Origin of the sequence: Burkholderia sp. B21-005, from assembly GCF_020843965.1 — a bacterium.
Classification (GTDB): domain Bacteria; phylum Pseudomonadota; class Gammaproteobacteria; order Burkholderiales; family Burkholderiaceae; genus Burkholderia; species Burkholderia ambifaria.
This window is the reverse complement of the sequence record NZ_CP086303.1, coordinates 498,758-513,095: the sequence shown is the minus strand read 5'-3', so window position 1 is coordinate 513,095 and position 14,338 is coordinate 498,758. Positions and strand designations below refer to the sequence as shown.

The 14,338-nt window shown below is 60.2% G+C and carries 11 protein-coding genes and 2 pseudogenes; 5 read left to right on the top strand and 8 right to left on the bottom strand.

The window, feature by feature from the left end:
* Positions 1 to 54 precede the first annotated feature (54 nt).
* The 3 genes and pseudogenes from LMA02_RS32900 (at position 55) to LMA02_RS32890 (ending at position 1,863) form a co-directional block, all read left to right on the top strand.
* A complete protein-coding gene (locus LMA02_RS32900) occupies positions 55 to 993 on the top strand; it encodes an ABC transporter substrate-binding protein (protein ID WP_228910836.1) in 939 nt (312 codons plus the stop codon).
* 93 nt (positions 994 to 1,086) lie between these two features.
* Positions 1,087 to 1,221, top strand: a pseudogene (locus tag LMA02_RS32895) (GNAT family N-acetyltransferase); the annotation flags it as partial.
* A gap of 453 nt (positions 1,222 to 1,674) precedes the next feature.
* Positions 1,675 to 1,863, top strand: coding sequence for a hypothetical protein (locus LMA02_RS32890; protein ID WP_105786888.1), 189 nt, complete (start codon positions 1,675 to 1,677; stop codon positions 1,861 to 1,863).
* 156 nt (positions 1,864 to 2,019) lie between these two features.
* Here LMA02_RS32890 and LMA02_RS32885 read toward each other — a convergent pair whose 3' ends face one another.
* Complete coding sequence (locus LMA02_RS32885) at positions 2,020 to 3,390, bottom strand: MFS transporter (protein WP_228910834.1); 1,371 nt, start codon at positions 3,388 to 3,390, stop codon at positions 2,020 to 2,022.
* 302 nt (positions 3,391 to 3,692) lie between these two features.
* On the opposite strand from LMA02_RS32885, the gene LMA02_RS32880 reads away from it, so the two are divergent.
* The gene (locus tag LMA02_RS32880) at positions 3,693 to 4,133 is read left to right on the top strand and encodes a hypothetical protein (protein ID WP_228910832.1); all 441 of its coding nucleotides are present in this window, start codon (positions 3,693 to 3,695) and stop codon (positions 4,131 to 4,133) included.
* Between the two features lie 118 nt (positions 4,134 to 4,251).
* On the opposite strand, the pseudogene LMA02_RS32875 reads toward LMA02_RS32880, so the two are convergent.
* Positions 4,252 to 5,263 (bottom strand): annotated as a pseudogene (locus tag LMA02_RS32875) (IS110 family transposase).
* 268 nt (positions 5,264 to 5,531) lie between these two features.
* Positions 5,532 to 6,932, bottom strand: a complete 1,401-nt coding sequence (locus tag LMA02_RS32870) for an ISNCY family transposase (protein WP_416378663.1) — start codon at positions 6,930 to 6,932, stop codon at positions 5,532 to 5,534.
* 745 nt (positions 6,933 to 7,677) lie between these two features.
* Between LMA02_RS32870 and LMA02_RS32865 the strand changes: the two genes are divergently transcribed.
* Positions 7,678 to 8,547, top strand: coding sequence for a hypothetical protein (locus LMA02_RS32865; RefSeq protein WP_228910830.1), 870 nt, complete (start codon positions 7,678 to 7,680; stop codon positions 8,545 to 8,547).
* A 151-nt stretch (positions 8,548 to 8,698) separates the two neighbouring features.
* On the opposite strand, the gene LMA02_RS32860 is transcribed toward LMA02_RS32865, so the two are convergent.
* The 5 genes from LMA02_RS32860 to LMA02_RS32840 form a co-directional block, all read right to left on the bottom strand.
* Positions 8,699 to 9,592, bottom strand: a complete 894-nt coding sequence (locus tag LMA02_RS32860) for a hypothetical protein (RefSeq protein WP_228910905.1) — start codon at positions 9,590 to 9,592, stop codon at positions 8,699 to 8,701.
* A gap of 505 nt (positions 9,593 to 10,097) precedes the next feature.
* Positions 10,098 to 11,489 (bottom strand): type II secretion system protein GspD, encoded by a 1,392-nt coding sequence (locus LMA02_RS32855; RefSeq protein WP_228910828.1) that lies wholly within the window; start codon positions 11,487 to 11,489, stop codon positions 10,098 to 10,100.
* Entirely contained in the window at positions 11,438 to 12,508 is a 1,071-nt protein-coding gene (locus LMA02_RS32850; RefSeq protein WP_228910826.1) for a zonular occludens toxin domain-containing protein, read from the bottom strand. Before LMA02_RS32850 ends, LMA02_RS32855 begins: the two co-directional genes overlap by 52 nt.
* A gap of 4 nt (positions 12,509 to 12,512) precedes the next feature.
* Positions 12,513 to 12,806, bottom strand: coding sequence for a DUF2523 family protein (locus LMA02_RS32845; protein ID WP_228910824.1), 294 nt, complete (start codon positions 12,804 to 12,806; stop codon positions 12,513 to 12,515).
* A 10-nt stretch (positions 12,807 to 12,816) separates the two neighbouring features.
* Positions 12,817 to 14,184: a hypothetical protein gene (locus tag LMA02_RS32840; RefSeq protein ID WP_228910822.1), complete on the bottom strand. Its 1,368-nt coding sequence runs from the start codon at positions 14,182 to 14,184 to the stop codon at positions 12,817 to 12,819.
* Positions 14,185 to 14,338: the final 154 nt, after the last annotated feature.

Here is a 14,338-nt window from a genome sequence, read left to right as displayed (position 1 = left end):
CCCGTCCGCGTTCGTTGCTTTTTTATTAGAAGGACGGAAAGGGGTGAGTAGGATATGAGACGAACTGCATTCCAGATTGCGCACCTCGTTCGCGTGCTGGCCGTTGCGCTAATCGGCGCTGGCGTCGCCGCCCAGGCCGCGACATTCGACCTTAGCCCCGAGCAGCGGGGCCGGCAGCGCGGCACTGTGAACCCGGCGGTGGAGCAGGCCGTGCCGGTCGGCTTCAGGTTTGCCGAAGCGAACACGCTGACGATCGGCATCGCGCCGAACTTGCCGCCGCTGAGCACGTATGCGACCGACGCGCGCACGGTAGTCGGGTTCGATCCAGATCTCGCGCAACTCGTTGCGGACAGTATCGGGCGCAAGCTGAAGATCGTACCGCTCTCGTGGGCCGACTGGCCGCTCGCGCTGCAGTCGGGCAAGGTCGACGCGGTGATCTCGAATGTGACGGTTACCGAGCAGCGCAAGGAGAAGTTCGACTTCTCGACGTATCGCAAGGATCAGCTCGGCTTCTATGTGAAGTCCGGCAACCGGATCGCGGCGATCCGCGAACCGAAGGACGTCGCCGGGCTGCGCGTCGTCACCGACTCCGGCACGAACCAGGAAAAGATCCTGCTCGAATGGAACCGCCAGAACGTCGAACGCGGCCTCGCGCCCGTCGCGATCCAGTATTACGCCGATGCTGCGGAACGCTGGGTCGCATTGCAGTCGGGCCGCGTCGACACGATCTTTAGCGTGAATTCGATGCTCGCGTACCAGGCGTCGCTGCGCGGCGATGCGAAGCTGATCGGCACCGTGAGCGGCGGCTGGCCGCGCACCGCGGATATCGCGATCACGACGCGCAAGGGCAGCGGACTCGCCGATCCGCTGACGCTCGCGATCAATGCATTGATCGCGAATGGCAGTTACCGGAAGGTGCTCGGCCGCTGGAGTCTCGATGCCGAGGCGATCGACAGGTCGCAGACCAATCCGCCGGGATTGCCGAGGACGTGAACGCGTAACGCGCGTGCGCGGTGCCGGGCGGGCCGCATGGATTGCGTCTGACCGGTCAGGAAACGTCGTCGCGACCACGATGCCGAACACGAGGCCGTTGATCGCCGGTACCGGGGCAGGGGGCTGGGTGCGACCTTGCTGGTCAATGCACTGCGACGAGCTGCCCGCTCCGAGATTCCGGCCGTCGCCTTGACCGTCGACGCGAAGGACGAGGGCGCCGCGGCGTTCTAGGGACACTTCGGCTTCCAGTCCCTCACGCACGATCCGTTGGCGACAGTGAAGTAGGCGGCGGAGTCACCTCATGAGACGACGGTAACCTGGCCGTAGCCGGTTTTTTGGGGTGCGTCGTCAAGTCCGCTAATTCTTATTCGCGGCATTACGTTCTTGTTGAAAGTCGAGACGAACAAATGTCTGCCAAGTGTATTTCTACATCTGCGCCTGCAAGGCATGCTCGTTCTTCAGCTACAAGACAAGCGCCGATACCAGGGCCCCCCTCAGGCTATGCCTGATCTGTTTGTTCTGGGTCATCCTGGACGGATGGTTGAGGAGGGATTGCCGGAGGAGAGAGGTGAGGGTGGAGATTCGCGTCGCGCGCCGCGTCATCGCAGCGACATTTTTCTCGCGTAAATCTATGGCACTTCGCCTGTCGGCGGGGTACCGTTTTCTCAAGGAATACCGACCATGGCGGCAAAACGCCTTCGCATCAACATGATTACCCGTCGCCAGTCGACGTTCGATGGCCGGCATCTCGACACCGAGGCGGCACGCCGTTTCGGCGCGCACGCGCACGACGCGACTCCTGCTCATCTGAAAGGTACGCAGGGCGCCCAGGCTGAATGGCTGCCGCGCGTGAAGGTCAGCGAGCGATAACCCGGTTACGCTCGGTGTTCTGCGTCGCCCGGCGTCGCCCGGCGCCGTCTCGCGGTGCGGCCCAGCGGGTCGACCCACCAAAGAAGCCGCGATGCGTCCGTGACGCCATGGGATCGCGGCCGCCATCGTCATCGCGTGCCTGAACCGGCGAATTCGTCAAGTCACCGGCGGCGCGTGCCCATGATCCCCCACCGCCTGGGCGTCGTCGTATTCCCGCGAAATATCCTTGTTTGTATAGTCCCCGAGCTTCGATGCGGCGACCACGCTCAGCACCGCACACACCAGCACGTACACCGCGATCGCATACCCCGAGTGGTAGTAGGCAAACAGCGCCGTTGCGATCAGCGGTGCCGGGCCACCGGCAATGACGGAAGCGAGCTGATAACCCATCGACGCGCCGCTATACCGCAACCGCCCTGTGAATGACTCGGCAATCAATGCAGCCTGCGGTCCATACATCATCGAATGCGGAACCAACGACAATACGATGGCCACGAAGATCCACACCGGATTCCGGCTATCGACCATCGCGAAGTAGACGAATCCGAACACGCCGGCGGCAGCCGCACCGATCATGTACATCCTCCGCCGCCCGATCAGATCCGACACGTGCCCGAACAGCGGAATGGTGAAGAACTCGACCACGGATGCGACCAGCACCGCCGCCAGCAGCAGTTCGCGCGTGACGCCCAGCGCCGTGATCCCGTAAGTGAACACGAACGCCGTATAGATATAGAACGGCGCCTGCTCGGCCATCCGCGAAAACGCCGACAGCACGATATCCCTCGGCTGCTTGCGCAGCACTTCGAGCATCGGCGTCTTCTCGATCCGACGCTCGGCCAGCAGCTTCGCGAAGATCGGCGTCTCGAGAATATTCAGCCGGATATAGAGCCCGATCGCGACCAGCACGATGCTGAGGAAAAACGGCACGCGCCAGCCCCACGCGAGGAAAGCGCTGCCGGAAAACCAGCTCATGGCCAGCACGGCAAGGTTGGCGAGGAACAATCCCGCAGGCACGCCGAATTGCGGCCACGACGCGACGAAACCGCGATGCGTATTGGTGCGCGCCCACTCCATGGACATCAGGACCGAGCCGCCCCATTCGCCGCCCACGCCGACGCCCTGGATGAAGCGCAGTACCGTGAGGATAACGGCGCCCCAGATGCCGATCGCGGCATAGGTCGGAACAAAGGCCACGGCGAACGTGGCGAGCCCCATCAGCAACAAGGTCACGATCAGGGTGGCCTTGCGTCCGATGCGATCGCCGTAATGGCCGAAGATCGCCGCGCCGACCGGCCGTGCGACAAAGCCGACGGCATAGATCAGGAACGCCTGCAGCGTGCCGACGAGTGGATGGGATTGCGGGAAATACAGCTTTGCGAAGACCAGGCCGGTGACCGTGCTGTAGAGGAAGAAGTCATACCATTCGATCGTGGTGCCAATCGTGCTGGCGATGACGGCGCGGTGCAACTGGCGCCGGGCTTCCTCGTCGGAGAGGGGCGTGGCCGCGGATTGCATGGCAGCCATTTTGATATCCCCCGGAAAAGGGCGATAGAGAAATAAACCATACGCCCCGCGACAGGTTCCGGCAAGCGCGAGCTGCGGATGTCTGCCACAGCATCCGGGTCATTTATTCAACTATCCTTATATATCATAATATGATATTGAATTGACATTCGCCGCGGTAACGATGGGTTGGCGTGATATTCGAACTCAACGCGCGCAAATGCCGAACTGGAATTTCGAGGAACGTGCGACGAGAGCACCTGATGCCGTTACGGGGCGCGCTGCGCGACCGTCGGCGCTCGATATCGAACCGGCTAATCTGCATGCGCAACACGATGCTCGGGCTGCTCGCTACGCCGATCGCGGCCGCGAAAGGTGTCCTGCCAGAGCCGGCTTCACCGGACGCAAAAAGCAAACCTGGCGACGTGACGGCGAACTTGCCGCTTCGTCAGTTCCAGCCGTTCCGCCGCACGCCATGGCTTGAGGTTGTCGTCGGCTACGTCCTGAATGACCTTGAATCGGTCCAGCTAGTGCATCGTCATCGTGATCCGTTCCGTTGCAGCCATCGCAGCTTCCGGCGCTGGATTGCCCGCGGCCGGTCAGCTTACGCGGCACGAAAGCGGACATTTCTTATATGGTCGCCTCCCATTTGCAAGGTGATTTTTGATCGTGGCGAGGAGGGTGGTTGCGGACTTATATCCGGACTCGATCGCAGGACGTGCCTGCCGGCCCCGATGGATTTCGCCGCAAGGTTCCTAATCTAAATAGCGGACTCGAGGTCCGAGAAATGTCTCAGGCTTGCCCTTGCGCGGTCCAACCTGTCTTGCCATCTTTCAGCATCGCCTGTGCAACCGTGGATCGGTTAAAGGGATTGAAGCTTGACTACTGCGACGGTGCCGCCTCGTACGTTCGGCCATACGCCAGCAGCGCCCAGATTGTTCGCGCCATCTTGTTTGCGAGTGCAACAGCCACGACGTTCGTTGGTCGTCGGGACAGCATCTGACGCAAACGATCCGGCAAGTGCTTTGAGCTCGAGATGACCGATCGCGCGCCGTGGATCAGTAGCGTCCGCAGATAAACGTCACCGCGTTTGCTGATCCCACCGAGCTTGATCTTGCCTCCCGAGCCGTTCTGCCGCGGCACGAGACCGAGATAGGCGGCAAACTCCCGCCCCGAGCGAAACGTTCTTGCCTGTCCAATGACCGAAACCGCGGCAGTTGCCGTGAGCACGCCCACGCCCGGAATCTCCGAGATGCGCAGGCATGCATCGTCATTGCGCCGCCAATTGAGAATGCGTTGCTCGATCCGAGCAATCTGCTCATCGAGTGCACGGAGTCGCGAAAGCTGATCCTGCAGGCTGTCCAGCAGCATAGCCGGCAACTCGTCGGCCAGTGACGCCAGCGCGGCTTTGGCGGCGTCAATCGATGCACGACGGCCTTGAGGCAACACGACGCCGAACTCGTAGAGCAATCCGCGAAGTTGGTTGACCTGCATGACGCGAATCCGGACCAGTTGCTGGCGTATCCGGTGCATCGCCAGCATGGCCTGCTGGTCTTCGGTCTTAACGGCCACGAACCGCATGCCGGGACGCTGGGCAGCTTCCCAGATCGCCGCGGCGTCAGCTGCATCATTCTTGTTCGACTTCACGAACGGCCGCACGAACTGAGCCTGCGATGAGCCGCACGTCGTGGCCGAGCCGCGCCAGGACCCGGGCCCAATGATGAGCGCTGCCACAGGCCTCCATAACGACGCGGCTCGCCGGCCGGTTGGCGAAGAACGGCGCGAGCTGGGCACGTTTGAGTACCTTGCTGCGAATCGCGCCGGTTTCAGGCTCGACATAATGAATCTGGAAAACGCGCTTGGCCAGATCGATGGCAATGGTCGTGGGTTCCATCTGGTTCTCCTTGGCGGCTGGGTTGCCGAACCAGCAATGTCGCATGCTCTGGACGCGAGATTGCGGCGCCGGACGACCCGTTAAGGCGGGAGGCGACCATTCCATCTATGTAGCCAAAAGCGGACATTTCAATCTAGCCATTACAAGATTTTGTCATACCCGGATTCAGATGTCGTAGCGCCAGCTAAATACAGATGTCGCATGTTTCATCGGTCGTTCCGTCCTTCAGCGTTGAAGCGCCGAGCTTGAAGCAGCAGGGCGCTGACGCTCACCCCCGGGCCTTGGCAGACCGCCGATTCGATTCCGCTTGATGTGTCTGTGACGCGACCTGCAAGATGGCTGCTTCGATGTCGGCTTCCGTGAAGGCGCGCTGCTTCTTGGCACCTGGCAACGATCCCTTCGCCCGCACCGGTAGCCCTCGATTGGCGCGCGACGGCGAACCCGAGATCCGCCGGTTGTCACGCTGCGCCTGGATCGCTTCAGCCACCTGCAGCGCGTGACTCAGGCGCTTGTGTTCGATGATCGCGCCTTGATCGACCTCCGCCAGCTTGTCGTAAAGGCGGCATCGCAATATCTCGCCATCGGCCCGGATTTCAATCCGGCCATCCGGGTACTCCCAGACGTCGATATAGCGATGAATCAGCTTCCGATTCTCGAGCGTATCGTCCAGCAGATACAGCACACGGTCGTACAGCACCGTCAGCGACTTCGAGACCCGACGCGTTTCGCGCCAAGTCATCAACCGGTCCAGATTCTCGTCGTCCCGTAGCGGCCGATGCGCATTGAAGTCGCTGCGCGGCGGCTTCGCGAAGCGCGCGTTATACATGGCGATGAAGGAGGGCGCATAAGCGTTGGCGTCGGCCACCGTGTTGATCCCGCGCAATCGCATCTCCTTGACCAATCGATCCTGCAACGTCAGATGCGCACGCTCGACACGCCCCTTGGCCGAGCTGCTGTTTGCGCAGAACGTGTCGATGTTCAGCTCATACATGGCCCGGCCAAACTGCGTCACGCTGCGGCCGGTCTTGCCGGCCTTAGGACTGCGGAACACGCTGTACTTATCGCTGTAAAGCGCCACCGGCTTGCCATGGCGCTCCAGATACGCCCGCGTCGCCTCGAAGTAGCTGAAGGTCGATTCGGTCGCCGTAAAGTGCAGATGCTGCAGCCGGCTCGTCGCGTCGTCGACGTACACCAGCAGCGTGCAGGCCGGCGCCCGTTCCTCGAACCATCGATGATCGCTGCCGTCGATCTGGATCAGTTCGCCCAGGCAGGCACGGCGTGCTCGTGGCTGGTAGATCTTCGGCGGTCGTTGCCGGCGCGGAATCCAGAGCCCAGCGTCTGTCATCAGCCTTCTGACCGTTTCCTTCGACAACTGCAGCCCATGGCATTCCCAAAGCTTCTCGCAGGCCAGCGTCGGCCCAAAATCGGCGTAGCGCTCACGAATCAGGCTCAAGGCACGATGTGCCAAATCCTCGGGCAGTTGATGGTTGCTCGCGTGGCCACGGCGCTGCGAAAGCAACCCGCAGGGGCCAGCAGCCCGATACCGGGCGACCAGCCGTTCGATCTGCCGTCGACTGATCCCGAGCCGCTCCGCGGCTCGCCAAGGCATCAGACGCTGCTCGATCACGGCTTCCACGACCTTCAGACGATCCAGCTCCCGCATGCTCATGGTGATCAGTCCAGGTTGGCCCACGATGCGCTCCGGCAGTTCGACCCGCCGCCAGCATGCGCCGAAACCCTCGGGCTACGACATTTCAACTTTGCCCAGATGCGACATTACAACTTTGCTCTTACAGCAAAAACGTCGATCATACGTATTATGTCAAATACAGTGACGATGCTGCGCCGATCGCTCCGGGCAATCAAGGCAACCATTTCCACGGCACTGCTTCGACCGGCAACAAGCTAGAAGGTCAAGTATTTCCCGCTTCGTTACGCCTGCCTCGAGCAGGCGTTTTTTATGTACCGCTACCTTCCGATAGATCTTCCGCCGTCGCGCATGGTAGACACCTTGGCGGAAATTCCTCACGCCCCAATACAGATTCCGAATCTCACCGGTGATCCGCGCTAACTCATCCGGCGTCAAAACCGCTCGTTCCCATAGTTCAAGCTGAATCATGGCGTTAAAGCGAAGAAAAGTAGCAAACACGAAATGGTGGCAGCGCGTTTTGCAACATTTTGTTACGTACCTTTCATTCGCATTCGAACGTCCGACACCCGCAAAGCATCTCCCGCACGCCGACTGCATCGCAATTCCCATCAGTCATTCGCGAAATCGCACCGCCAGGATGCACCGTTCGATTACGCTGCCGCCGGTCTCGACATGTCTTTGAACGTCCCAAGAGCAAATTTCCTCTGCCGAGACTGTTCGGGGACGTGTGGATCTTCACTTAACCCTAGTGCTAGGAATAGAGATGGACGTCAATAGAAACTACAACGCAAACGCCGCTTACGACTGGAACTTTACTGACCTTAGCAACGGAGCGACGACATCGACACACAGAGCATCCGGCGCCAATCATAATGCGGCGCCCCATCTTCAACGACTACAACCGTTGAACCGTGGTCCCCGGGAGCCCGCCACGAACCCGACGTCGAGTTACAACGCGAACGCCGCTTACAACTGGAATGTCACAGACCTCCGCATCGGAGCGACACCGCCGGCTGAAGCCGGCCCGCCCCTCCGCATGGGAGCGACACCGCCGGCCGAAGCCGGGCTGCCGTTCGGCTCTCACGTAAAGCCCAAGGTGCGCGAGCACATTGCTCTGATGGAGACGCTGTCTAAGGATTTGCCCAGAAACTACCGCTCATATATCAACCGATTCCTGTGCCATCTGGAACAAAAGCGTCTTACATGGTCGCAACTGGTACCTCCCGGAAACACCGCATTACGCCCCGCAGCTCTCGAACAGGCGGTCAGTCGGGCCGTCCACGAGGATGGCCTTCACAACACCACCAGGAGCGCACTCAACATGGCCTTCGGGTTCGTTCTGGAAGCAGAATCGGGAAGAATGCGCCTTGCTCCCTTTATGCCAGAACACACCGCTATGATGGCCGCGCTGCCTCAGGATTTACTCCAAACGTACCGCTCATGTATCAATCGATTCCTGTGCCACCTTGAACGGCTGGGGCTGACGTGGTCGCAACTGGTACCGCCCGGAAACACCAATCCGCGTCCCACCGCCCTTGAAGAGATGGTCACCGCTGGCATGAAGGAATACGGCCTTAACAAGGACACACGGACCGCTATCAACCGAGCGTTCCAGTTCCGCCTGCGCCCGTGAATCACTTGGGAAGGCCCCACGACCCGCGCGATTTTCAAGAACTGGCCGCAATACTAAAGGCAACTATCCCTACATAAATTAGGTGACACACCTGGTGTCAAGCTGACTTAGAGGATATCCCCGTGAAACAGGGCCGAACGTTGACCCTGTTTCAACTCCCACCTTCCGTGTTACCGGTTGCCATCCAGAACACCCCAATGCCACGGTTCCAAAACAACTGAGCGCTGTCGAAATCCGCGCCATTGGCATCGACACACGCGTACGCCGCCGCAACAGCCTCACCGCGTGACGAATCGGCCCCAAGGTGGGCATACGTCGTCACTTCCGGCAGCACGATGCCTTTGCTTGTCCAATACCGCTTCTTGTTGAACCCCGCATCGTGCACACCCTTGCCGACGTATTTGGCGATGTACGTCGCGATCCGATGACGCATTGCCCGGCCCTTGCCGCCGACCTTCCGAAACAGGCACCCCGTGCGGCCGATACTGTCGTTCACCGTGCCGTCCGTCCCGTCTTTCGAAATCACCGACAGCCAGATCGAGCGCAGCAGTTTCCAGTTCTGACGCCCATGAACGGCAACATGGATATGCCACGCGCCACGCTCTTGCCGCTCCAGCACCGCCACGTAATGGAAGTCCTGCAGCTTGTTCAGCCGACGCCGGAACGCATCCCACCAGCGCGCCCACACCTCTATGCGCATCTCATTCGACCTAGTGGAAAGCGTCAGCATCCGGTCAGCACGGATTTGCTTGCAGCGCTTGCGAATCATCCGCTTCGACCGCTCAATCGACGTACGAAGCGACTTGTCAGCCTTCGCCGTAACGTCGTCCTCACCCTCACTCACTACCCGCTTTCCACGCGCCGCACGCGGCCGCAGCCGAAGCTCGTTTAAGCGCCGTTGCACCGCCACGCTGAAAGCCACGACCTCTTGCTGACCGTCATCGAAACGCTGCGTGCGCACGATGTATTCATCGCTGAACGGCGAGTAATCGGCCGTCTCAGTTCCGACCGCTCCGTTACAGCGCACCCGGTTCAGCGCTTGCATCGACCCGGCCTCGTTCACGAGACTTTGGAATGAACGTGATTCCTGCTCTACAATGCGTGCATCCACGTTGGATACCTCGTATATCCGATGTTGATCACCGCCCGGGATCGCTGCGAACGATCGCCGGGTTTTCTTTTTCCAGTGCTTGTTTTAGACCTTCGCGCGGGTCGTTTCCGTTAAGTGTTAGAGGTACAAGTTTAGGGGCGCGCTGCGCGCGCCCCGGCTGTCCTCGCTGCCGCTGCGGGCAGGCGGGTCGCGTCGCATCACGCCCGTTCCAGCGCCCGCAGACCACTCACCGCCCAAGAAAGGCAGCTTTGCAGTGAGGCGGCCACTTGCACCGCGCCCGCCTACGTTCAGCCAAATCGCGAATACCCGCTGCTCGGTCCGGCCGGCCGCGCTGAGCCGCGCGACAACCGCCACGACTCCGCAGCACCGCCGCCGCCCTACGTCGCCCCGATCACGCGCCGGACACTCCCGACGCTAGCCACCCTCACCCCAACCCCGCCTAAATCTTCTGGACCTGCAACAGCAACAGAATCTCAGTCTTGCCCGTCGACGCCGTATGCCCCGCCATCCATCGCGGCAAGAACGACAGCCCTGAATTCACCCGCGTACTCTTGTCTTGCGTCAGACCGCCTATCAACAGCACGTCGCCATCGGCCACGTTGAACGCACTCTCAACCTTGCGCGTGTTCTTAGTCGGCGAGTTGTTGACACCGGTCGTCGTGTTGACGAAATCGCTGATCTCCTCAACGAGCTGCAAATCAACCGTATCGCGCTTGACCGTAGGCTTCACACGAAAAATCACGCCCGCATCCTGGTATTGCACGCTCTGAACCGGCGCGGCCGTCGCACTCGGATACGACACAGAGCCAATCACCGGCACCGACTCCCCAACGTTCAGGCTCGCCGTTTCACCCGAGCGCACGCGCAAATTCGGCGACGTCAGCACTTTGAACCGGGAATCCGCGTTTAACGCTGCAAGCGCCGCGCTAAAACCGCCCACACTAAGACGGATCGCGTTATCGGTGTCGCTGATACTACCGACGTTCAACGCAGCCCCTACACGGCCACCAAGCAGGCTCAACGCGAGTTGAAACGCCGAGTTATTGCCGGTCGTCTCTGTCACCTCATAAACCCACGCCCGAATCGAGACATTACTCACCGGCGTATCGAGTTGAGGCAACAGCTTTTGAAGCGTCGTCACCTCGCGCGTTGAACCAACGAACGCCAACACATCGGCCGATTGGTCAATCAGCCCCGCGGCCGAGGTAGGCGGAGAATCACTCGCAGCCTTGGCACCCTCAGGCACGGCGACGGAGCGGTTTTGCAGGAAGCGGCCACCAAACATCGGTTGCACAATGCGCGAAAGATAGTCCGCGTTGCGATACTTCGGCGCATATACGAACGTCTGTTGGTCCGCCTCGTCCCTAGAAATCGTTGCCTTTGCAACGTAATCGACCCCATCGCGCCGCGTAACGGCGTAGCCGAGCGAATCAAGGAAAGACACCAAGAACGTCCGCACATCGCCTTGGGCCTTATCAAACCGAAACGACACCGGGCGGTTATCCGCCAAGACAACCGGATCAAGCACGTACGGCGCTTGAAGTAGCTCGGCGTAAATCAGGTCAACCACTTGCGCGACCGGCACGAAACGCAGATCAATCCGCGCACCGCCCATATGCGGCAGCGCTGACATCGACGGCGCCGAAACTGTAGGGCCAAGCGTTGCTGCCACCGGCATACCTGCAGGCAACGGAGGCAGCACCGGAACGGCCGGCACGCCGTCAGCATGAGCCGCCCGCACGACACTGGAAGCGAGCAACAACGCAGCCAATAACCGCCTCATTTGGTCACTCCAAGCACCGACGGCGCATTCAGTTTCGGCCCCGTCCATGTCGTCACCCGGTCGCCATCGACCACGCCCGCCGTCGCCAGTCCGCGCCCCATGAACCCACCCGGAGAAACAACACGCAGCCGGTTCGCAGCGTCAGCCAACACCACCCACGCGACACCATCGACGCGATAGCCACCCGCCACCCGCCACGCCTCAGACACAGACGGCCCCGCCGACGCCGACGCCGACGCCACCGATTGACCAACAACACCGCCCGTCGGCGCAGGTACCACGGGCGCTTTTTTCAACGTCGGATGAAAGAACCGCCATGCAAAGAAACCGGCGCACCCCATCATTACCACGACTCCCGCAACGAGCAGCCACAGTGACTTGCGAGCCAACACGTTTTGACGCTTATCTACCGTGCTTTCAGTGCCACCCGCACCGGCGTAGCTCTTGTACAGCGGAAAAATCTCAGCCTTGTACTTACGAATGAATGTCCCGGTCTGCGTGGCTTTCGTCTGTCTCGAAGTCTCGTACATCTCAACCCGATAACCGCCCGACATGCCCAAGCTCTTCAGCTTGACCATCCGGAACGACAATTCCACCACCGCCTTGATCGACCGATGAAGGTCCGCAATGCTCTGAATCATCAGCACTACGTCGCAAGCAACGCCCGTTTCCTCATGCACGAAATGACGATGCATGCGAAAGAACGACATATGTTCACCGCTGATCTTCTTGCCGACCGCCCACAGTTTCCATGCCTCATCAACAACAAGCAGATCGCCCGGCTTCACGAACCCCGGCGTAACTGTCGCGCCACCCGCCCCTTCAACCTCAACCGGAAAAAAACCGTCCCGGAGAATGTCGTCCGTGCGTACATGCACGATCGCCCCCAGTCCGCTCACAGCCAGCCCGCGCCTCTCATGCAGATAGCTATGAATGGCCGCCTCGCTCACGCCGTCGATATTCGTCACCACCCGACGCCCGCGTGCAACAGCCTCGAGGAGCGGACCGGATACGACCTCATACGACTTGCCTGACCCCATGACGCCGCAATACGCATTAATCGCCATGGCGCTACCCGATAACCGGAATACGGCGGATGATAAATCGCGTCGCAAAGGCGGAAACCACCAGCGGCACACCGTAGCTGAACGCGAACAAATCCATGAAGTACCACACACCTGACGTAATGCCGCCGAACGCTCCAGCAAGTGCAGCAGCAGTCGGCAAAATGCCGGCACTCTGGAGTACCGCGATAAATTCGGTCGTAATGAAATACAGCACGAAGTAAGCGAAGAAGCGGCCGATGATCGATCGGACCACGAACGCAAGAACGACATTGAACGCACTAATCAGGATGCCAAACATCACGCTCCCCTTATGCCGTCAGAACGATGAACAACGCAGCAAGCGAAAACGCGAGCACGAACGTCGTATAAATCTGCGGCCGTAGCTGCTCGGCAAGCGTGCAATGCGACGTAACGGTATACGTCTGCCCAAACAGCGTAATGCTCGGCTGCGGACACTGACTTGTATGAGCCGGGACACCGAACGACTTCAGGTCCGGCAGCAAGCCGAGGATCGGCGCAAGAATCTGTGCGGCCGTAGGAATCGTTTCAAGCGTAGGAGCTGCAACGCCTGGGTTAGGACCAAGATCAACGACAGTCGGCGGATTGGCAGCACCCGACGAACCCGACGACGTCGAACCGTTCGGGATCGCGTAAGGATTATTCCCGGCCGGCGCACCAGAAGGCGACGAAACGGACGACGTAGCCCCGCCTATAGTCGGCCACGACGAAGGAGACGACGACTCGACAGCGCCTGCATCGCCCGCCGTAATCGGGTTATCGACCGGATACGGAATGCCGTTATACCCCGGCTCTTGCGACGCTGATTGCCACAGCACGTCGCTGATATCCGCAATGAAATCAGGCGCGAGCGGCAATGGTAAATCCGACGACGGAATCTGCGCGATCGCGTCAGACGGCGAAACAGTCTGCGGTTGCACAACAGGAGGCGAACCCGGAGGCGGAACATACGATTGGCATGCATTGTTGTAGTACAGACCCGACGCACAGGATCCGTGACTGAACGTCCCACTCTGCTGCACGCCACCAGTCGGATTACCGATAAGGTTACCGGAAGCATCTTTCTCGATGTACGTGCAGTTAGCCGACGTTGAACTAACAGACGTACACGACTTGACGGCCATCGTGTACTTCGTACCAGACTGAGACTGAGTCGTCCACGCTTGCGCCGCCGCTTGAGCCGCAGCATTGGCACTCCCACCGTAACCGATTGGTCCACCAACGGAACCGCCCCAGAGCGGCGTACCGTTATTCAGTGCAGGAAACTGAGGAGTGATCGTACCGCCCGAAACTTTCGGATTGCCCGTAATGCTGATCGTCCCGTCTTTATTGTATTGCCACTGATCGACCGCCTGATCCGACAGCGCGGTCGGAAATACCATGGTCGCAGCAGCCACCGCCGCCAACGCAGCAGGAATAGCAAGCCACGAAGCCGCAGCGCCCTCCGTCGCCGCAGCGCGTGCAGCCATCTTACCCATCGCGTCCTCCGTCGCCTGCACGACTTGACTAAGCGATGTATAGCCCATTTGCGCGGCCTTCCTCTCGACAGTAGCCGCGATCACCTTGTTCAGCGACGCCGTCGCAGGCGGAAGCTGTTGCGAATACGCGGCGCGACCAATCAGCAACGTACACAGGATCAGGACATGACGCAGCGACATATCACCCCCTCATTCCTTGGATAACAGCCCACGCACACAACAGGCCCCAAGCGAACATCACCAGATACCACGCGTTATTTGTATCGATCACGTTGACGACCCCCGCAACGAACAACAAAAAAGGCGAGCGTTAGCTCGCCTTAATCACCGAGAC